Origin of the sequence: Nocardioides alcanivorans (genome assembly GCF_021555175.1) — a bacterium.
GTDB lineage: Bacteria > Actinomycetota > Actinomycetes > Propionibacteriales > Nocardioidaceae > Nocardioides > Nocardioides alcanivorans.
Genome location: NZ_JAKGRW010000054.1, coordinates 98,611 through 117,500 on the forward strand (window position 1 = coordinate 98,611; position 18,890 = coordinate 117,500).

Here is an 18,890-nt window from a genome sequence, read left to right on the forward strand (position 1 = left end):
CAACAGACTCGCACAAAACGCAAGTAGAGAGCAGCAAATCCATGCCGAAGAACAAGACGCACTCCGGTGCCAAGAAGCGCTTCCGGGTGACCGGCTCGGGCAAGATCCTGCGCGAGAAGGCGGGCAAGCGCCACAACCTCGAGAAGAAGGCATCCAAGGTCACGCGCCGGATGTCCGGCACCACCGAGGTCTCCAAGGCCGACGTCCCCACCGCGAAGAAGTTGCTGGGTCTCTGAGCCTGACCGGCCGACCCATCACCACCCGAGTTTTTGAGCATCAAGGAGTAAAGAAGTGGCACGCGTCAAGCGGGCGGTAAACGCCCATAAGAAGCGCCGGACAACCCTCGAGCGCGCGAGCGGCTACCGCGGCCAGCGGTCGCGTCTCTACCGCAAGGCCAAGGAACAGGTCACTCACTCGCTGGTCTACAGCTACCGTGACCGCAAGGCCAAGAAGGGCGAGTTCCGCAAGCTGTGGATCCAGCGCATCAACGCTGCTGCCCGCGCCAACGGCATGACCTACAACCGCTTCATCCAGGGCCTCAAGGCCGCTGAGGTCGAGGTTGACCGCAAGATCCTGGCCGACCTGGCCGTCAACGACGCCCCGGCGTTCGCTGCGCTGGTCGAGGTGGCCAAGGCTGCTCTCCCCGAGGACGTCAACGCTCCTCGCGAGGACGCCAACGCCTGATCCGCTCCGGCTTCGCGCCGAGCGACGGTCTGCACCGACGTGGCGAGCTTCCAGTCCGACCCCGCACCGCTCTCGATGGGCAACGCGCGGGTCAAGGACGCCCGGAAGCTCGCCCGTCGTGCATTTCGGGACCGCAGCGGCCACTTCCTGGCCGACGGACCCAAGGCCGTCGAGGGGCGCTGGCCCGCCCCGACTGCGTCGTCGAGGTCTTCGCCACCTCGGCTGCGGCCGTCGACTTCCCCGAGCTGCACGAGGCAGCCGGTGGCTCGTGGCGCGTCGTCGATGAGCGTGCCCTTGCCTCGCTGAGCGACTCCACCACTCCTGCCGGCGTGGTGGCCGTGTGCCGCCACCTCGACGTACCCCTCGCGGACCAGCTCATGACCCCGCCGACGCTCCTGACCGTGTGCGCCGACGTACGAGACCCCGGCAACGCCGGCACCGTCATCCGCACCAGTGATGCAGCGGGCGCCGACGGCGTGGTGCTCGCCGGCAACTCCGTCGACGCTCACCACCCGCGCACGGTGCGGGCCAGCGTGGGCAGCATCTTCCACCTCCCCGTGTCCAAGGAGCCCGACCCTGCGGAGGCCGTACGCCGCATCCGTGCCGCTGGTCTGGTCGTGCTGGCCGCTGACGGCACAGGGGAGCAGGATCTCTTCGAGGCCGAGGAACAGGGCTTGCTCGACGGCCCCACCGCCTGGCTGTTCGGCAACGAGGCCTGGGGACTCCCCGACGAGGTGGCCGCGCTCGCCGACCACCGGGTGCGGATCCCCATCCACGGCCGGGCCGAGAGCCTCAACCTGGCCACGGCCGCTGCGCTCTGCCTCTATGCGAGCGCGCGGGCGCAGCGCCGGGCGTAGATTGCCGCCGTGGGCGAGTTCTATCTGGACCTGGTGGCCGACGGCGCCGTGATCTCCGACGGTGAGGGCCGCGTCGTTGCGATGAACGGCGCCGGGCGACGGATGCTCGCTCTTCCGTTCGACCTCGACGTCACGGGTCGCCCGCTGGACGAGGTCTTGATGCTGACCGACCATGACGGCCGCACCTGGGTCGAGGTCAACGAGCCCTACCGCGGACTCGGCACGCGGACCGGGGTGCCCGAGCAGGTGTGGGTGCTGCCGGACGGCTCCGAGGCGCTGGTCGTGGCCCGCATCCACCGTCCCGCGGTCGACCAGCCGATCGACCGGGTCGCGGTGTCGCTGCGCAGCGGCCGCGGTCGCGAGCGCCTCGACCGGGAGCGGTCCGACCTGGTGGCCACGGTCGCCCACGAGCTCCGCTCCCCGCTGACCGGGGTCAAGGGCTTCGTGCAAGCGATGCTCAACCGGTGGGACAAGCTCAGCGACGACCAGAAGAAGCTGATGCTGACGACGGTCAACTCCGATTCCGACCGGCTGAGTGCGTTGATCACGGAGCTGCTCGACGTGGCCCGTCTCGACACGGGGCGGCTCTCGCTCTATCCGCGTCCCGTCGACCTGCATGCGCTCGTGCAGCGGGTGGTCGCCTCCGTGGGCGCCGGCACCAACCGCGAGCTCGTGGTCGTGGTCACCGACGAGCTGCCGGAGGTGGTGGTCGACCCGGACAAGACGATCCAGGTCTTCACCAACCTCGTCGAGAACGCGGTCCGTCACGGAGAGGGCACCGTGCGGATCACGCTGTCGCCGATGGCGGGCAACGCGCCGTTCCCGGGCATCCGGGTGCATGTGGACGACCAGGGTGAAGGCATCGCCCCCGAGGTGCGCCGCCGCATCTTCACCAAGTTCTGGAAGCACGGCGTCCGTGGCGGGTCCGGATTGGGCCTGTACCTGGTCAACGGACTGGTGCGAGCCAACGGCGGCCTGGTGACCGTCACCGACGCCCCCGGAGGCGGGGCCCGCATCACGATCGAGCTGCCCAGCGAACCGGCATCGGCAGACCTCGGTTGAGCCGCGGCACGGTCCCGGGGGTAACCCATTGGCAGTCGCCCCCGCCGGGTTCCTAGACTTGACCGGTCGGCGCCGTACGGACGTCGATCCCCACTCTCGATCCGTGAAGGCAGACATGTCGGGACCCAACTCCGATTACGACCCCGTCGAGGTCACGCCGCTGCGTGCCGACGAGGTCGAAGCCATGCGCGACGCCGCGCTCGACGCCATCGCCGGTGCCCAGGACCTGGCCGCCCTCAAGCAGGTGCGACTCGAGCACGCCGGCGACCGCTCTCCGCTGGCCCTGGCCAACCGCGAGATCGGCGCGTTGCCCCCGCAGGCACGCAAGGAGGCCGGAGCCCGGGTGGGCAAGGCCAGGGGTGAGGTCAACAAGGCGCTCGGTCAGCGCACCGCGGTGCTCGAGGCCGAGCACGCCGAGCGAATCCTCGTGGAGGAGACGGTCGACGTCACGCTGCCCACCGATCGTGTGATCGCCGGTGCCCGGCACCCGATCACGACGATGTCGGAGCGGATCGCCGACGTCTTCGTCTCCATGGGCTGGGAGATCGCCGAGGGCCCGCAGGTGGAGGCCGAGTGGCTCAACTTCGACGCGCTCAACCTGGGGCCCGACCACCCTGCTCGCACCATGCAGGACACCTTCTGGCTGGAGCCGGCCGAGGCCGCCCTGGTGCTGCGCACCCACACGTCGCCGGTGCAGGCCCGCACCATGCTCACCCGGAAGCCGCCGATCTACATCGCGTGCCCGGGCCGGGTCTACCGGACCGACGAGATCGACGCGACGCACTCGCCGGTCTTCCACCAGGTCGAGGGCCTCGTGATCGACGAGGGCATCACCATGGCCCACCTCAAGGGCTCGCTCGACCACTTCGCCACGTCGATGTTCGGTGACGGCATCACCACTCGCTTCCGCCCGTCGTACTTCCCCTTCACCGAGCCCTCGGCAGAGGTCGACCTCGTCTGCTTCGTGTGTCGCGGTGCTGCCGTCAACGAGGAGGGCGACACCTGTCGCACCTGCCGTGGCGAGGGCTGGATCGAGTGGGGCGGCTGCGGTGTCGTGAACCCACGGGTCCTGGTCGCGTGCGGTGTCGATCCCGACACCTACACCGGCTTCGCGTTCGGCATGGGCATCGACCGCACGCTCATGTTCCGCCACAACGTCGAGGACCTGCGCGACGTGTTCGAGGGTGATGTCCGCTTCACCCAGCCCTTCGGAATGGAGATCTGATCAGTGAAGGCGCCGCTTTCCTGGATTCGTGAGCTCGTCACGCTGCCCGACACCGTCGGCATCGAGGAGCTCGCCGACCGGTTGACCATGCTCGGGCTGAAGTTGGAGGCGATCCACAACCCTGCCGATGCCATCACCGGACCGCTCGTCGTCGGCCGTGTGCTCACCATCGAGAAGGAGCCGCAGAAGAACGGCAAGGTCATCAACTGGTGCACCGTCGACGTGGGTGATGCCAACGGCACCGGCGAGCCCCAGGGCATCATCTGCGGCGCCCACAACTTCGTCGACGGTGACCTCGTCGTCGTGATCCTGCCCGGCGGCGTGCTGCCCGGGAACCTCCAGATCTCCGCCCGCAAGACCTACGGCCACGTCTCGGCCGGCATGATCTGCTCCGAGAGCGAGCTCGGTCTGGGGGAGGGCCACGACGGCATCATCGTGCTCCCTGCGGGCAGCGGCGAACCCGGCGCCTCGGCCTTCGACGTGCTCGGCATGGACGACCCGGTCATCGAGTTCGAGATCAACCCGGACCGGGCCTACGCGCTGTCACTGCGCGGCATCGCCCGCGAAGTCGCCGTCGGCTTCGGCCTCGACTTCGTCGACCCGGCTGCTCGCGACCTGCCTGCCGTCGACGGGAACGGCCCGTCGATCCTGGTCGAGGACGAGGCCGGCTGCCCGGTCTTCGCGGCGCGCAGCGTGTCCGGCTTCGACCCCACCGCACCGACACCGGAGTGGATGGCCCACCGGCTCGCCCAGGCCGGTATGCGCCCGATCTCCTTGGCCGTCGACGTCACCAACTACGTGATGCTCGAGCTCGGTCAGCCGATCCACGGCTACGACGCCGACAAGGTCGCAGGCGCGCTGCGGGTGCGTCGAGCGACGGCGGGGAGAAGCTCACCACGCTCGACAACACGGTACGGGTGCTCCACCCCGAAGACCTCGTCATCGTCGACGACTCCGGTCCGATCGGTCTGGCAGGCGTGATGGGCGGTGCCACGACGGAGATGTCGGAGGACACCACGCGGGTGCTCATCGAGGCAGCCCATTGGGAGCCGACCTCGATGTTCCGCACCGGGCGCCGCCACAAGCTCACGTCGGAAGCGGGCAAGCGCAACGAACGCGGGGTCGATCCGACCCTGCCGCTGGTGGCCGCAGAGCGGGTCGCCGAGCTCCTCGTCGAGCACGGCGGCGGCACCGTGGACCCCGGCGTCACGCTGGTCGGCACACCGGCCGCGCCGCCCACCATCACGATCGATGCCGACCTCCCCGCCCGGATCACCGGCATGGAGATCGCTGCCGCCACCACGGTCGCCAACCTCGAGCTCGTCGGCTGCACCGTGGCCACCGAGGGAGGCCACGTGTCCGCCACCGTGCCGACCTGGCGTCCGGACCTCACTGACCCGTTCGACCTGGTCGAGGAGGTCGCTCGAATCGTCGGCTACGACAAGGTGCCGTCCGTGCTTCCCCGGCACCGTCTGGTCGCGGCCTCACCGCGCTGCAGAAGTTCCGTCGTCGAGTCGGTCAGGCGCTGGCCGGTGCCGGCTACACCGAGGCCATCGGCTATCCCTTCGTGGGCGATGCCGACTGGGACCGCCTCGGTTTGCCGAGTGACGACGTACGCCGCCGAGCGTTGCGGATCGAGAACCCGCTCAACGCGGAGGAGCCGCAACTCGCCACCACGCTGCTTCCGGGCCTGCTCGAGGCGCTGAGCCGCAACGTGGGCAGGGGCAACGGCGACGCTGCCCTCTTCGAGACCGGCCTGGTCTTCCTGCCCACGGGCAACGAGAAGGCACCGATCCTCGGGGTCGACCGTCGTCCGACGGCGGACGAATGGGCCGCCATCGAGAAGGCCGTCCCGCACCAGCCACAGCACCTCGGCGTCGTCCTCACCGGGCAGCGGGAACGCTCCGGCTGGTGGGGTGAGGGGCGCGCCGCGTCGTGGGCAGACGCCATCGAGGCCGTACGCCGGGTGGCCGCGGTCCTCGGGGTCGAGGTCACCACCCGCCAGGCCGCGGTCGCTCCGTGGCACCCGGGCCGCTGCGCCGAGATCCTGATCGGCGAGCAGGTCGTCGGGCACGCCGGTGAACTGCACCCCAAGGTGTGCGAGGCCTACGGCCTGCCGCCCCGGGCGGCAGCCGCGGAGGTCGATCTCGACCTGCTCTTCGAGCACGCCACGTCACCGCAGGGTCAACACTTCTCCTCCTACCCGGTCGCCAAGGAAGACGTGGCGCTCGTCGTCGACGCCGGTGTCCCTGCCGCCGAGGTCGAGGCCGCACTGCGGGACGGGGCAGGACCGCTGCTCGAATCGATCCGCCTCTTCGACGTGTTCACCGGTGAGCAGGTCGGCGAGGGTCGGAAGTCACTCGCGTTCGCGCTGCGCTTCCGGGCCGGGGACCGGACCCTCAAGGAGGGTGAGTCGGGTGCTGCCCGTGATGCCGCGGTCGCCCTGGCGGCCCAGCGCACCGGTGCTGTCCAGCGTTCCTGAGCGAGGTTGCTGGAAGGGATCTCGACAGGCTCGATCACCGGGTGGGGCTCGATCACCGGGTGGGGATCTCGACAGGCTCGATCAGCGGGGCCGGCTCGATCAGCGGGTGGGGCTCGATCAGCGGGGCCGGCTCGGGTCTAGTCGATCGGCTGGTCGAGGATGCGGCGGAGGACCTGCTGCACCGCGTCGTCCCCCGCCCACTCGAGGCGACTGTCGTCGCGCCGGTGCCAGAGCCAGGCGTCGAGGTCGCCAGCGTCACCTTCCAACACCAGTGCGGGTTCGACACCGGGGTCGTCGACCACCCGGAGATCCGGCTCGTCGAAGGACTCGCCGGTGTCGGGGTCGGTCCCGGTGAAGCGGCCCAGCCGCACCCACACCTGGGTGTCGGTGTCGCGCACGTGCACGCACACGTGCGCATCCCCGGGGTGAACGTGCCCCACTCGGCGTCACCGCCGAACATCACGTCGAGCGTCTCGTGGACCCCGTCGGTGGCGAGCAGCGGATCCAGCCGGGTCACCTGCCCGCTGATGAGCTCGGCATCGAGCCGGTGGATGAGTGCCTCGTGCGCCTGGCGGCGCACCGTGAACCCCACGGTCTTCTCGCTGCTCCACGACCAAGCGGCCTCCCGAGGGTCGGCGGCGACCAAGGCGTTCTGGAGAGCTGCGGTGCACTCGTCATAGATCGCTAGCTTCTCCGTCCAGACCTCCGAGCGCGGCGGATCGCCCCAGCCGACCTCCGGGTCGGGGAGTCCGGTCGGTGGTTGATCGTGCGTGCCCAGAAGTACTGCACCTCGGTGAGGTGGCGGAGGAGGTCGGCGGCGTTCCACTCGGGGCAACTCGGCACCCGCGCCTCGGGATCGGCATCGGTGAGCACCGCACGGAAGCGGGCCGACTCGTGGAAGAGGTGGTCGAGGTAGCGTGCTGTCTCGAGACGGGTCATGGCGTCGACACTACGCACCGTGCCGCCGCGTTGATGCGAGTTCATGCATAACTATGTATAGTCATGCATATGACTCAGACGTTCTCGGTCGCCGTCGCCGGCGCGAGCGGCTATGCCGGAGGTGAGGTCCTGCGGTTGCTGCTCAACCACCCGCAGGTCACCATCGGCGCGCTCACCGGCGGTTCCAACGCAGGTACCTCGTTGGGAGTCCTGCAACCCCACCTCGTGCCGCTGGCCGACCGGGTGCTGGAGCAGACCGACGCAGCGACCTTGGCCGGCCACGACGTGGTCTTCCTCGGCCTCCCGCACGGGCAGTCCGCCGAGATCGCCCGGCAGTTGGGGGACGACACCGTCGTCATCGACTGCGGCGCCGACTTCCGGCTCACCGACAGCGCTGTCTGGGAGAAGTTCTACGGGAGTCCCCATGCCGGCTCCTGGCCCTACGGGCTCCCTGAGCTTCCCGGCCAGCGGGCCGAGCTCACCGGCGCCACCCGGATCGCGGTCCCGGGGTGCTATCCGACGATCAGCACCCTGACGGCCGCCCCCGCGGTGATCGCCGGTCTCGTCGAGCCCGACGTCGTCGTGGTCGCAGCCTCGGGCACCAGCGGTGCTGGGAAGTCCGCCAAGACCAACCTGCTCGGCAGCGAAGTGATGGGAAACGCCAGCGCCTACGGTGTGGGCGGCGTCCACCGCCACACCCCGGAGATCGTGCAGAACCTGACCAAGGTCGGCGCCACGGCGCCGAAGGTCAGCTTCACCCCGCTCCTGGTGCCGATGCCCCGGGGCATCCTGGCCACTGTCTCGGCCCCGCTCACGAACCCGATCTCCGCGGCCGAGGCGCGCGACGTCTATGTGCGGGCGTACGCCGACGAACCCTTCGTGCACGTCCTCCCCGAGGGCATCTGGCCGCAGACGAAGTCGGTGACCGGATCCAACGCCGTCCACCTGCAGGTCGCGGTCGACGAAGCGGCTGGTCGACTCGTCGCGGTCGGAGCGGTCGACAACCTCGCGAAGGGCACCGGGGGTGCCGCCGTCCAGTGCATGAACCTCGCCCTCGGTCTCGACGAGACCACCGGCCTCACCACGATCGGACTGGCACCATGAGCGCAGCAGCTGAGCAGATCTGGACCCTGGAGCAGTTTCCCGAGCAACTGGCCGTGGTCTCGCTCGGCCCCGGCGCCGAGGTTCCTGCGTGGGCTGAGTCATCGAGCATCTTCTCGGTCACCGCGACGGCGCACGGCACCACCGTCGTCTGCGCGGGGCGCAACGTGCCCAACAAGGCAGTCAGCCACAAGCCGCTGACCGGCTTCGCCATCAAGGGCCGGGTCGACCTCAACCTGACTGGTGTCCTCGTCGGGCTGTTGACCCCGTTGGCCGAGGCCGAGATCCCGGTCTTCACGGTGGCCACCTACGACACCGACTGGATCCTGGTGCCCAAGGAGCGGGCGGAAGCAGCGGCGGAGGAGTGGCGACGACGAGGGCACACCGTTGCCCCCGCCGTCCCCGTCAAGCCCAACCGAAAGCGTCCGAACAAATGAGCGTCACACATCCCGCCGGTTTCAAGGCCGCCGGTGTCCCTGCCGGCCTGAAGAGCACCGGCGCCAAGGATCTCGCCCTCGTCGTCAACGAAGGCCCCAGGTTCGACTCCGCCTCCGTCTTCACCGCCAACCGGTGCAAGGCCAATCCCGTCCTGTGGAGCGAGCAGGTCGTCAAGGACGGCATCGTCCGCGCGGTCGTGCTCAACTCCGGAGGCGCCAACTGCTACACCGGGCCGGACGGCTTCCAGACCACCCACGCCGTCGCCGAGAAGGTCGCCGACAACCTCGGCATCGGCGCCGGCGACGTGGTGGTGTGCTCCACCGGCCTCATCGGCCTGGTCAACCCGCGCCAGAACCTGCTCGACGGCGTCGACTCGGCTGCCGGCGTACTCTCCGCCGATGGGGGTGCCGCAGCCGCCGAGGCGATCATGACCACCGACAGCGTGAGCAAGCAGTTCGTCGCTGAGTCGCCGGCCGGCTGGTCGATCGGTGGCATGGCCAAGGGCGCCGGCATGCTCGCGCCCCAGCTCGCCACGATGCTGGTGGTGATCACCACGGACGCCGCACTGCCGGCCGAGCAGCTCGACGGTGCCCTGCGGGCAGCCACCCGGGTGAGCTTCGACCGACTCGACTCCGACGGATGCATGTCCACCAACGACACCGTCACCCTGATGGCCAGTGGCGCGTCCGGGGTCACCCCTGACCTCGCCGAGTTCACGGCAGCGCTGACGGGGGTCTGCACCGACCTGGCCATGCAGCTCCTTGCCGACGCCGAGGGTGCCGACCACGAGATCGCCATCAGCGTGCGCAATGCGGCCTCCGAAGACGAGGCCGTCGAGGTCGGTCGCAGCGTCGCACGGAGCAACCTCTTCAAGGCTGCGATCTTCGGCAAGGACCCGAACTGGGGGCGGGTGCTGGCCAGCATCGGCACCACGCAGGCCGCGTTCGACCCGGCCGACCTCGACGTCGCCATGAACGACGTCTGGGTGTGCCGCAACTCGACGCCAGCCGAAGACCCGACCCTGGTGAGCCTCGAGGAGCGCTCGGTGACCGTCACGATCGATCTCAAGGCCGGCGATGCCGCCGCCACGGTCTGGACCAACGACCTCACGCACGCCTACGTCCACGAGAACAGCGCCTATTCATCATGAACGCACCCATTGCCCCCGACCCGGCCAAGGCCGCAGTCCTCGCCGAGGCGCTGCCCTGGCTGATGAAGTACCACGGCAAGACGATCGTGGTGAAGTACGGCGGCAACGCCATGACCGACGACTCCCTCAAGCAGGCCTTCGCCGAAGACATCGCCTTCCTGCGCTATGCGGGTTTCAAGCCCGTCGTCGTGCACGGCGGCGGCCCGCAGATCTCCAAGATGCTCGACAAGCTCGGCATCGAGTCGGAGTTCCGCGGCGGTCTGCGGGTCACCACGCCGGAGGCGATGGACGTCGTGCGCATGGTTCTCGTCGGGCAGGTGCAGCGTGAGCTGGTCGGCCTGATCAACCAGCACGGCCACATCGCCGTCGGTCTCTCCGGGGAGGATGCCGGACTCTTCACGGCCGAGCCCGCCAACACCGTCGTCGACGGTGAGGAGGTCGACCTCGGCCTCGTCGGCGAGGTCGCCAAGGTGCGTCCCGAGGCCGTTCTCGATCTGGTCGAGGCCGGGCGGATCCCGGTGATCTCGAGCGTCGCTCCCGACGTCGACGGCGTCGTGCACAACGTCAACGCCGACACCGCAGCTGCGGCACTGGCGGTGGCGCTGGGCGCCGAGAAGCTGCTCGTTCTCACCGACGTGGAAGGTCTCTACCGCGACTACGGCAATTCCGACGACCTCATCCAGGAGATCAGCCCCGAGGCACTCGCCGAGATCATGCCGTCGCTGGCCTCCGGCATGGTGCCCAAGATGGGTGCCTGCCTGAAGGCCGTCACCGGCGGCGTGCCCCGGGCGACCGTCGTCGACGGGCGCCAGGCCCACGCCGTGCTCCTCGAGATCTTCACCGCCGAAGGCGTCGGCACCCAGGTGCTCCCGGGCGTCACCACCAAGCTGCGCAAGGCCGCCGGGAAGGAAGCCTGACATGACCACCCAGAGTGAACTCACCACGCGCTACGGCGCTTCGGTGATGAACACCTTCGGCCCCCGAAGCTGGTGCTGGCCAAGGGCGAAGGCGCCTACGTGTGGGACGCCGACGGCAAGCGCTACCTCGACCTGCTCGGCGGCATCGCGGTCAACGTGCTCGGGCACGCCCACCCCGCGCTGGTCGAGGCCGTGACCGCGCAGCTCACCACGTTGGGGCACATCTCCAACTTCTTCACCTCGGCGCCGCAGGTCGAGCTGGCCGAGCGGCTCGTCGCGCTGACGGGCCACGACGGCAGGGTGTTCCTCTCCAACTCGGGCACCGAGGCCAACGAGGCGGCGCTGAAGATCACCCGGCGGACCGGTCGCACCCACCTGGTCGCGACCGAGGGGGCCTTCCACGGCCGGACCATGGGGGCTCTCGCGCTCACCGCCAAGGCGGCCTACCGGGAACCCTTCGAGCCGCTGCCGGGTGAGGTGACCTTCGTGCCGTACGACGATGCCGAGGCGCTCGCCGCGGCCGTCACCGATCGCACGGCTGCGGTGGTCATCGAGCCGATGCAGGGTGAGGCTGGGGTCAATGTCCCGTCCGGCGATTACCTTGCAGCGGCCCGTCGGATCACGACCGAGCACGGTGCCCTGCTGTGGCTCGACGAGATCCAGACCGGCATCGGCCGGGCCGGCCGGTGGTTCGCCCATCAGCACCCGACGCTGGCTCCGGAGGGCGTTGTCCCGGACCTGATCACGCTGGCCAAGGGGCTGGGCGGTGGTGTGCCGATCGGTGCCACCCTCGCGCTCGGCGCCGCGGCAACCCTGCTGGAGCCGGGCAACCACGGCACCACCTTCGGCGGCAATCCGATGGCCTCCGCGGCCGGGCTCGCCGTGCTCGAAACGATCGAGAAGGAGGGCCTGCTCGCGCGCGCCGAGGAGGCCGGGGACCGGTTGCGTGCCGGCCTTGCCAAGGATGCTCGGGTGACCGAGACCCGTGGCCTCGGGCTGCTCATCGGTCTCGACCTCTCGGCCGAGAGGTCTGCCGAGGTCGCTTCCGCGGCTCTGGAGGCCGGCTACATCGTCAACAATCCGACCCCCTCCAGGATCCGGTTGGCACCACCGCTGGTGCTCACGGACGCGCAGATCGACCAGTTCGTGGCCGACTGGCCGGCCATCCTCGACGCAGCCGGGGTGGAGGCGTGATGCGGCACCTGCTGCGTGACGACGACCTGACGCCCCAGGAGCAGGCCGAGGTGCTCGACCTGGCAGCGGCCGTCAAGGCGGCTCCGTTCTCGCTGCGTCCCTTGGAGGGGCCGCAGAGCGTCGCGATGATCTTCGACAAGCCGACCCTGCGCACCCAGACGTCGTTCGCTGCCGGCATCGCCGAACTCGGCGGTCACGCGATGCTGGTCGACGGGACCCTGGCCGGCATCGGGCTGCGCGAGTCGATCGAGGACGTTGCACGGGTGCTCGGTGGCCAGGCACGGCAGGTCGTGTGGCGTACCGCGGGCCAGGAGCGCATCGAGGTGATGGCGGAGTATGCCGGGGTTCCGGTCATCAACGCGCTCACCGACGAGTTCCACCCGTGCCAGCTGCTGGCCGACCTCCTGACGGTCCGCGAGCGCTTCGGGCGCACCGCGGGCCTGACTGCCGCCTTCCTCGGTGACGGCGCCTGCAACATGGGCAACTCCTGGCTGCTCGCCGGGGCGACTGCCGGGGTGCACGTGCGGATCAGCTCTCCCGACGGCTACCAGCCGGAGCAGCAGTACGTCGACCGCGCCGCCGACATCGCAGCGTCCACCGGCGGCTCGGCACGCGTCGTCGTCGACCCCCGGGAAGCGGTGGCCGGCGCCGACATCGTGATCACCGACACCTGGGTCTCGATGGGCAAGGAGGCCGAGGCTGCCGGCCGGCTGGCCGACCTGGCGCGGTACTCGCTCACCGAAGGGCTGTTTGCCCTGGCCTCGCCCGATGCGATCGCGATGCACTGCCTGCCGGCCTACCGTGGCAAGGAGATCGCCGCGGCGGTGCTCGACGGTCCGCGCAGCGTGATCTGGGACGAGGCCGAGAACCGTCGGCACGCCCAGAAGGCGGTCATGGCCTGGCTCGAGGCCCGACGGTGAACGACTCCGCGCTCACGCCGCTCACCAAGAGCGCGAGGCTGCAGCTGGTCATCGAGCTGCTGCAGCACGAGGAGGTGCGCAGCCAGGTCGAGTTGGCGGACCTGCTGGCCGAGCGCGGAGTGCAGGTCACCCAGGCGACCCTGTCGCGCGACCTCGTCGAACTCGACGCGGTCAAGGTGCGTGGCGGTTCCGGTGGCCTCGTGTACGCCGTCCCGGGGAGGGCGGGGACCGGACGCCGGCCACCGTCCGGGAGACCGCTGGCGCGCAAGCACGGCTCGCCCGCCTGTGCACCGAGCTTCTCGTGAGTGCGGAGGCGAGCGCGAACCTCGTCGTGCTGCGCACCCCACCCGGGGCCGCTCAGTTCCTGGCCAGCGCCTTCGACAAGGCGGAGGTCGCCGATGTGCTCGGCACGATCGCCGGTGACGACACGGTGCTGATCATCGGGCGTGACCCGGACGGTGGCGATGCCCTGGCACAACGCTTCACGGCTCTCGCCAACGGCGACTCGGCTTGACCCGGCCTTGTCTGACCCCGCCGACCCGCCCCTGTCTGACCGACCACCGCTTTGAACTGGAAGAGTGCTCCCCGTGACCGACGCAGGAACCACCAACACCGGCAAGCTCTGGGGCGGCCGCTTCGCCGGCGGACCGAGCCCCGAACTCGACGCCCTCTCGGTGTCCACCCACTTCGACTGGCGACTCACCCCCTATGACCTCGCCGGGTCCGCGGCCCATGCCAGCGCGCTGCACCGCGCCGGCCTGCTGAGCGACGCCGACCACGAGGAGCTGCAGCGCGGACTGCGGGTGCTGGGGGAGAGGTACGCCGCCGGGGAGCTCCACCCCGACCCGAGCGACGAAGACGTCCACGGTGCGCTCGAGCGGCTGCTGCTGGTCGAGGTCGGCCCCGACGTCGGTGGGCGGCTGCGCGCCGGCCGCTCCCGCAACGACCAGGTGGCCACCCTCTTCAAGGCCTTCCTCCGCGACCACGCTCGCACCGTCATGGGTCTGGTGCTCGACCTCGTTGACGTGCTGGCCGACCAGGCCGAAGCGGTCGGGAATGCCGTCATGCCCGGTCGCACCCACCTCCAGCACGCTCAGCCGGTGCTGCTGGCGCACCACTTGCTGGCCCATGCCTGGCCGCTGGTGCGTGACGTCGACCGGTTCGCCGACTGGGACGCGCGGGTCGCCGCGGACTCGCCCTACGGCTCCGGTGCGTTGGCCGGCTCCACCCTCGGTCTCGATCCGGTGCAGGTCGCACTCGATCTCGGCTTCACCGGTTCGAGCGCCAACTCCATCGACGGTACGGCGGCCCGCGACTTCGTCGCCGAGTTCGGCTTCGTGTCGGCGATGGTCGGCGTGGACGTCAGCCGGCTGGCCGAGGAGGTCATCCTCTGGGCGACCCGCGAGTTCGACTTCGTGACACTGCACGACTCCTGGTCGACCGGCTCGAGCATCATGCCGCAGAAGAAGAACCCTGACATCGCCGAGTTGGCGCGGGGCAAGGCCGGCCGTCTCATCGGCAACCTGTCCGGACTGCTGGCCACGCTCAAGGCACTCCCGCTCGCCTACAACCGTGACCTGCAGGAGGACAAGGAGCCGGTCTTCGACTCCGTGGACACCCTCGAGGTCCTGCTCCCGGCCTTCTCCGGCATGATCGCCACGCTCACCTTCAACACCGAGCGGATGGCCGAGCTCGCGCCGCAGGGATTCAGCCTGGCGACCGACATCGCCGAGTGGCTGGTGCGCGAGGGCGTCCCCTTCCGCATCGCCCACGAGGTCGCCGGTGCGTGCGTCCGCCGTTGCGAGGAGCAGGGCATCGAGCTCCACGAGCTCACCGACGAGGCGTTCGCCGAGATCTCCCCGCACCTGACCCCTGAGGTGCGCACCGTGCTCACCGTCGACGGATCGGTCGCCGCCCGGACCGGACGCGGGGGCACCGCCCCGGTGCGGGTGGCCGAGCAGCTCGCCGAGCTGCGCACTCGGGCAGCAGCCGCACGTGGACGTCTCGGCTGAGCGAGGATTCCTCAGCGGTGCCGCGACCGAGGCGGCACCGCACCTGCTCGACGCCCTGATCACCCACGACTCACCAGACGGCACCGTCACGCTTCGGATCACCGAGGTGGAGGCGTACGCCGGGCAGCACGATCCCGCCTCCCACGCGTTCCGTGGTCCGACCCCACGCACCGAGGTGATGTTCGGGCCCGCTGGTCGGCTCTACGTCTACCGCTCGCACGGGCTCCACTGGTGCGCGAACATCGTCACCGGACCCGAGGGTGAGGCCTCGGCCGTGTTGCTGCGCGGTGCCGAGGTCATCGACGGGATCGACCTGGCCCGCCACCGGCGTGGCCCGACGATCCGCGATCGGGACCTGGCCCGCGGCCCGGGCCGGTTCTGCCAGGCCCTGGGCGTCACCGGCGCCCACGGCGGGGTCGATCTCTCCACGGGGGAACTCCGGCTCTCCGCGCTGGGCACGGCACCGGGGCAGCGGATCCGCACCGGGCCCAGGGTCGGGGTGTCACGCGCTGCCGACCGGCCGTGGCGGTTCTGGCTCGATGGTGAGGCGACGGTGTCGCCCTACCGCGCCTCCCCCGACGACTGAAGGACGACCAATGAGGGAATCGACGGTTGAAGCGCTGCGGCGCCGGGCGGCCAGGGCCCAGTCCTCCGGCCGGATCCCCGGCCTGCAGGCGGGCGTTGCCCGGAGGGGCGAGCTCGCCTGGGAGACCGGGATCGGCAGCAGCGATCTCGGCCATCCGGACGAGGCGCCGGACGCCGATACGCAGTACTTGATCGCATCCAACTCCAAGACCTTCACCGCGGTCGCGATCATGGCGCTGCGCGACGAGGGAAGGCTCGGTCTCGACGACACCCTGGACCAGCACATCCCCGAGTGTGGCCACCGCGGTCTGACGATCCGCACCATGCTCAGCCACCTCTCCGGTATCCAGCGCGAGCCGGTCACCAACGTCTGGGAGACGTTGGACCAGCCCGACCGTGCGGAACTGGTGCGTGGTTTCGCCGAGGCCGAGCAGGTGTTGGCCCCGCGCCATCGTTTCCACTACTCCAACCTCGTCTACTCGATGTTGGGGAGGTCATCGCCCGCCTGGACGGTCACGACTGGTACGACGCGATCAAGGCGCGGATCCTCGACCCCTGGGCATGACGCGTACGACGCTCGGCCTATCAGGGAGAGCGGCGCAGGGCTACTACCTGTCACCGTTCAGCGACGTCCCGGTCGTCGAGCCGACCTTCGAGTTCCGCGCCATGGCAGCGTGTGGCGGTCTCGCCAGCACCGCCCGAGACCTGGCCGCATGGTCGGGCTTCGTCGCCGACCCGATCGGGGAGGTGCTCTCACCCGACTCGTTCGAGGAGATGCTCCAGCCCCAGGTGATGGTCGATCTCGACCGTTGGTCGATGGCCTTCGGACTCGGGTTCATGCTCGCGCGACGGGGTGAGCACGTCTTCGTCGGTCACACCGGCGGCATGCCCGGCCACATCAGCGGCGTGTTCACCCATCGGGCCAGCGGGACCGGCGGCCTCGCCTTGATGAACACGACGTCCGCACCGGACCCGGCCGCGCTGGCGATCGACCTCGCGTCCGGGGTGATCGAGCGGGAGCCGCAGCAGGAGGCGTGGGTGCCGGGGAGCGACGTACCTGCCGACCTCGTGGGAATCCTCGGGCGCTGGTACTCCGAGGGCGAGCCCTTCGACTTCTCGGTGCGCCAAGGCAGGTTGCAAGCACGGCACCCGGCCCTTCCCGAGCACAAGGCGCCGGCGGTCTTCGAGCGCCTCGACGACTCGACCTATCGCACGGTGTCCGGACGTGAGGAGGGCGAACTCCTGCGGGTACGGCGCCGGCCCGACGGTTCCGTCGACCGGATGAGCTGGGCGACGTACGTCGTGACCCGCGAACCGCTCGCGTTCGGCGCCTGGCTCGACGACCCCGACGAGCCCGCCGGTCGGTGAGCACGGCAGGAACTGCCTCGCGGCGCCGCCACCCCATGGGGCAGGCTTGTCCCGACACAACCACATGAAGGAAGGCACCACGTTGTCCACGGAAACCAACGTTCTCGACGAGCTCGAGTGGCGCGGACTGATCGCCAACTCGACCGACCCGGACGCGCTGCGTGATGCGCTGGCCGAGGGGAACGTGAAGTTCTATGTGGGCTTCGACCCGACGGCACCCAGCCTGCACATGGGCCATCTCGTCCAGATCCTCACCGCACGGCGACTCCAGTTGGCGGGTCACACCCCATACGCGCTCGTCGGCGGTGCCACCGGCAGCATCGGCGACCCGAAGGAATCGGGGGAGCGGATCATGAACTCCCTCGACACCGTCGCGGAGTGGGTGCAGCGGGTGCGCGGGCAGATCGAACCGTTCCTCTCCTTCGAGGGTGACAACGGCGCGACGATGGTCAACAACTACGACTGGACCGCGTCGATGTCGGTCATCGACTTCCTGCGCGACATCGGGAAGCACTTCCCGGTCAACCGGATGCTGGCGCGCGACGTGGTGAAGAGCCGTCTCGACTCGGGCATCAGCTTCACCGAGTTCAGCTACGTGCTGCTGCAGTCGATGGACTACCTCAACCTCTACCGCGACCACGGGGTGACGCTGCAGTTCGGCGGGTCCGACCAGTGGGGCAACCTCACAGCCGGGGTCGAACTGATCCGTCGCTCGCTGGGAGGTCGGGCGCACGCCATCTCCACGCCCCTGTTGACCAAGGCCGACGGCACCAAGTACGGCAAGACCGAGGGCGGCGCCCTCTGGCTCGACCCCGAGATGATGTCGCCCTACGCCTTCTACCAGTTCTGGCTCAACGTCGAGGACGAGAAGGTCGGCGAGCTGCTGCGGGTCTTCACCTTCCTTGACCGCGACGCCATCGAGGCGCTCGAGGAGCAGACCCGGGAGAAGCCGTTCCTGCGGGCCGGCCAGAAGACGCTGGCCGAAGCGGTGACCACCCTGGTGCACGGGGCCGAGGAGACGGAGCGCATCAAGGCCGCCTCGGCGGCGCTCTTCGGGGGCGGTGACCTCCACGCCCTGGACGGTTCGACCTTGGGGGCCGCACTGCGGGAGGCCGGTGGCGCCAGCTTCGAGCGGGCAGCCGGTGCTCCGGACATCGTCACCCTCCTGGTGCTGGCCGGACTGGCGAAGAGCAACGGTGACGCACGGCGGACCATCAAGGAAGGCGGTGCCTACCTCAACAACCAGCGGGTCGAGGACGCCGACTACGTGCCCACCGACGCCGACTTCGTGGCTGGCAACTGGCTGGTGCTGCGCAAGGGCAAGAAGAACTTCGCAGGCGTCCAAGCCGTCTGACCTGCACAAACGCAGGTGAGGCCGACTGGCGGACGACCGGTGGGGGACCCCGATTTGCAAGGTCTCCCACCGGTCGTCTAATGTTTTCTCTGTCGCCGGGTGCGGCGGGAAGGAACGGCCAGAAGGCCGGGCCGACCGGCACAGGCTGACCATCTCGACGAACATCGTCGCCGAAGTTCGTTCCCCTTCGAGGGAACTGATCAGGTGACACTCGAGGCCCGGATCCGCGAGGATCCGCCAGTTTGACTGGTGCAGCGGTGGAGAGTAAGTTTGGTCGGGTTGCCCCGCGGTCTGCAGGACGTGTGTTTTGTGGTGTGGGTGTGTGTGATTCTTGAGAACTCAACAGTGTGTCATATATAGTCGACGAATTAGTTTGATACCCGTCTGACGGCCTGTCTTTTTGGTGGGTTTGTTGGTTTGGGTTCCTTTGATTGAGACGATAATTCTGACAATGTTTTTTGTCAGTGTTGTTTTGGTTGGGGTTTTGATCTCTTCGAGATTTCTCAGGTGTGCCTGTTTGGGTGTGTCTGGGGTTTGTTTTTCAATGGAGAGTTTGATCCTGGCTCAGGACGAACGCTGGCGGCGTGCTTAACACATGCAAG

At 69.2% G+C, this 18,890-nt stretch carries 20 protein-coding genes, 1 rRNA gene and 3 pseudogenes (1 of these 24 running past the window's edge); 21 read left to right on the forward strand and 3 right to left on the reverse strand.

Annotation, left to right across the window (positions count from 1 at the left end; genetic code table 11):
• Window positions 1-41 precede the first annotated feature (41 nt).
• From rpmI to L1066_RS28165, 7 genes and pseudogenes are all read left to right on the forward strand, one after another.
• On the forward strand, window positions 42-236 hold the full coding sequence (gene rpmI, locus L1066_RS23220; RefSeq protein WP_235738732.1) for a 50S ribosomal protein L35: 195 nt from the start codon (window positions 42-44) through the stop codon (window positions 234-236).
• Window positions 237-291: 55 nt separating this feature from the next.
• Entirely contained in the window at window positions 292-684 is a 393-nt protein-coding gene (rplT, locus tag L1066_RS23225) for a 50S ribosomal protein L20 (protein ID WP_235738733.1), read from the forward strand.
• Between the two features lie 329 nt (window positions 685-1,013).
• Window positions 1,014-1,541: a TrmH family RNA methyltransferase gene (locus L1066_RS23230; RefSeq protein ID WP_312008627.1), complete on the forward strand. Its 528-nt coding sequence runs from the start codon at window positions 1,014-1,016 to the stop codon at window positions 1,539-1,541.
• Window positions 1,542-1,550: 9 nt separating this feature from the next.
• The gene (locus tag L1066_RS23235; protein ID WP_235738734.1) at window positions 1,551-2,603 is read left to right on the forward strand and encodes a sensor histidine kinase; all 1,053 of its coding nucleotides are present in this window, start codon (window positions 1,551-1,553) and stop codon (window positions 2,601-2,603) included.
• Between the two features lie 115 nt (window positions 2,604-2,718).
• Window positions 2,719-3,828: a phenylalanine--tRNA ligase subunit alpha gene (pheS, locus tag L1066_RS23240; protein WP_235738788.1), complete on the forward strand. Its 1,110-nt coding sequence runs from the start codon at window positions 2,719-2,721 to the stop codon at window positions 3,826-3,828.
• 87 nt (window positions 3,829-3,915) lie between these two features.
• Window positions 3,916-5,207 (forward strand): annotated as a pseudogene (locus L1066_RS28160) (phenylalanine--tRNA ligase subunit beta); the annotation flags it as partial.
• 146 nt (window positions 5,208-5,353) lie between these two features.
• The gene (locus L1066_RS28165; RefSeq protein ID WP_312008669.1) at window positions 5,354-6,310 is read left to right on the forward strand and encodes a phenylalanine--tRNA ligase subunit beta-related protein; all 957 of its coding nucleotides are present in this window, start codon (window positions 5,354-5,356) and stop codon (window positions 6,308-6,310) included.
• Between the two features lie 137 nt (window positions 6,311-6,447).
• On the opposite strand, the gene L1066_RS23250 is transcribed toward L1066_RS28165, so the two are convergent.
• The 3 genes and pseudogenes from L1066_RS23250 to L1066_RS23260 all read right to left on the reverse strand — a co-directional run bounded on the left by L1066_RS23250 (window position 6,448) and on the right by L1066_RS23260 (window position 7,249).
• Complete coding sequence (locus L1066_RS23250; RefSeq protein WP_235738735.1) at window positions 6,448-6,720, reverse strand: hypothetical protein; 273 nt, start codon at window positions 6,718-6,720, stop codon at window positions 6,448-6,450.
• Window positions 6,721-6,905: 185 nt separating this feature from the next.
• A pseudogene (locus L1066_RS28990) lies at window positions 6,906-6,992 on the reverse strand (hypothetical protein); the annotation flags it as partial.
• Window positions 6,993-6,994: 2 nt separating this feature from the next.
• Window positions 6,995-7,249, reverse strand: a complete 255-nt coding sequence (locus L1066_RS23260) for a maleylpyruvate isomerase N-terminal domain-containing protein (protein ID WP_235738737.1) — start codon at window positions 7,247-7,249, stop codon at window positions 6,995-6,997.
• 63 nt (window positions 7,250-7,312) lie between these two features.
• Here L1066_RS23260 and argC point away from each other — a divergent pair, with 63 nt between their 5' ends.
• The 14 genes and pseudogenes from argC to L1066_RS23320 all read left to right on the forward strand — a co-directional run.
• A complete protein-coding gene (gene argC / locus L1066_RS23265) occupies window positions 7,313-8,353 on the forward strand; it encodes an N-acetyl-gamma-glutamyl-phosphate reductase (protein WP_235738738.1) in 1,041 nt (346 codons plus the stop codon).
• The gene (locus L1066_RS23270) at window positions 8,350-8,787 is read left to right on the forward strand and encodes an ACT domain-containing protein (RefSeq protein ID WP_235738739.1); all 438 of its coding nucleotides are present in this window, start codon (window positions 8,350-8,352) and stop codon (window positions 8,785-8,787) included. The genes argC and L1066_RS23270 overlap by 4 nt, the downstream gene beginning before the upstream one ends.
• Entirely contained in the window at window positions 8,784-9,938 is a 1,155-nt protein-coding gene (argJ, locus tag L1066_RS23275) for a bifunctional glutamate N-acetyltransferase/amino-acid acetyltransferase ArgJ (RefSeq protein ID WP_235738740.1), read from the forward strand. Before L1066_RS23270 ends, argJ begins: the two co-directional genes overlap by 4 nt.
• On the forward strand, window positions 9,935-10,855 hold the full coding sequence (gene argB, locus L1066_RS23280) for an acetylglutamate kinase (protein ID WP_235738741.1): 921 nt from the start codon (window positions 9,935-9,937) through the stop codon (window positions 10,853-10,855). The genes argJ and argB overlap by 4 nt, the downstream gene beginning before the upstream one ends.
• Before the next feature lie 72 nt (window positions 10,856-10,927).
• A complete protein-coding gene (locus L1066_RS23285) occupies window positions 10,928-12,049 on the forward strand; it encodes an acetylornithine transaminase (RefSeq protein ID WP_312008631.1) in 1,122 nt (373 codons plus the stop codon).
• Entirely contained in the window at window positions 12,046-12,969 is a 924-nt protein-coding gene (gene argF / locus L1066_RS23290; protein ID WP_235738742.1) for an ornithine carbamoyltransferase, read from the forward strand. Before L1066_RS23285 ends, argF begins: the two co-directional genes overlap by 4 nt.
• Window positions 12,966-13,274 (forward strand): arginine repressor, encoded by a 309-nt coding sequence (locus L1066_RS28995; protein ID WP_376707724.1) that lies wholly within the window; start codon window positions 12,966-12,968, stop codon window positions 13,272-13,274. Before argF ends, L1066_RS28995 begins: the two co-directional genes overlap by 4 nt.
• The gene (locus tag L1066_RS29000) at window positions 13,271-13,483 is read left to right on the forward strand and encodes an arginine repressor (protein WP_376707725.1); all 213 of its coding nucleotides are present in this window, start codon (window positions 13,271-13,273) and stop codon (window positions 13,481-13,483) included. Before L1066_RS28995 ends, L1066_RS29000 begins: the two co-directional genes overlap by 4 nt.
• A 73-nt stretch (window positions 13,484-13,556) precedes the next feature.
• On the forward strand, window positions 13,557-14,981 hold the full coding sequence (gene argH / locus L1066_RS23300) for an argininosuccinate lyase (protein ID WP_235738743.1): 1,425 nt from the start codon (window positions 13,557-13,559) through the stop codon (window positions 14,979-14,981).
• Window positions 14,965-15,567 (forward strand): DNA-3-methyladenine glycosylase, encoded by a 603-nt coding sequence (locus L1066_RS23305; protein ID WP_235738744.1) that lies wholly within the window; start codon window positions 14,965-14,967, stop codon window positions 15,565-15,567. The genes argH and L1066_RS23305 overlap by 17 nt, the downstream gene beginning before the upstream one ends.
• 10 nt (window positions 15,568-15,577) lie before the next feature.
• Window positions 15,578-16,000, forward strand: a pseudogene (locus L1066_RS27270) (serine hydrolase domain-containing protein); the annotation flags it as partial.
• A gap of 127 nt (window positions 16,001-16,127) precedes the next feature.
• Window positions 16,128-16,934 (forward strand): serine hydrolase domain-containing protein, encoded by an 807-nt coding sequence (locus L1066_RS27275; protein WP_283095589.1) that lies wholly within the window; start codon window positions 16,128-16,130, stop codon window positions 16,932-16,934.
• A gap of 64 nt (window positions 16,935-16,998) precedes the next feature.
• Window positions 16,999-18,288 carry a tyrosine--tRNA ligase gene (gene tyrS, locus L1066_RS23315; RefSeq protein ID WP_235738745.1) on the forward strand — a complete coding sequence of 430 codons (1,290 nt, stop codon included), beginning with the start codon at window positions 16,999-17,001 and terminating at the stop codon, window positions 18,286-18,288.
• A gap of 541 nt (window positions 18,289-18,829) precedes the next feature.
• Window positions 18,830-18,890 (forward strand): 16S ribosomal RNA (locus L1066_RS23320) (it continues 1,458 nt past the right edge of the window).

Excerpts from the sequence above, each read along its gene's own strand:
- rpmI (WP_235738732.1), top strand. The coding sequence starts at position 42 with ATGCCGAAGAACAAGACGCACTCCGGTGCCAAGAAGCGCTTCCGGGTG.
- pheS (WP_235738788.1), top strand. The coding sequence starts at position 2,719 with ATGTCGGGACCCAACTCCGATTACGACCCCGTCGAGGTCACGCCGCTG.
- argC (WP_235738738.1), top strand. The coding sequence starts at position 7,313 with ATGCATATGACTCAGACGTTCTCGGTCGCCGTCGCCGGCGCGAGCGGC.
- tyrS (WP_235738745.1), top strand. The coding sequence starts at position 16,999 with ATGAAGGAAGGCACCACGTTGTCCACGGAAACCAACGTTCTCGACGAG.
- argJ (WP_235738740.1), top strand. The coding sequence starts at position 8,784 with ATGAGCGTCACACATCCCGCCGGTTTCAAGGCCGCCGGTGTCCCTGCC.
- L1066_RS23270 (WP_235738739.1), top strand. The coding sequence starts at position 8,350 with ATGAGCGCAGCAGCTGAGCAGATCTGGACCCTGGAGCAGTTTCCCGAG.
- argB (WP_235738741.1), top strand. The coding sequence starts at position 9,935 with ATGAACGCACCCATTGCCCCCGACCCGGCCAAGGCCGCAGTCCTCGCC.
- L1066_RS23260 (WP_235738737.1), bottom strand. The coding sequence starts at position 7,249 with ATGACCCGTCTCGAGACAGCACGCTACCTCGACCACCTCTTCCACGAG.
- L1066_RS27275 (WP_283095589.1), top strand. The coding sequence starts at position 16,128 with ATGACGCGTACGACGCTCGGCCTATCAGGGAGAGCGGCGCAGGGCTAC.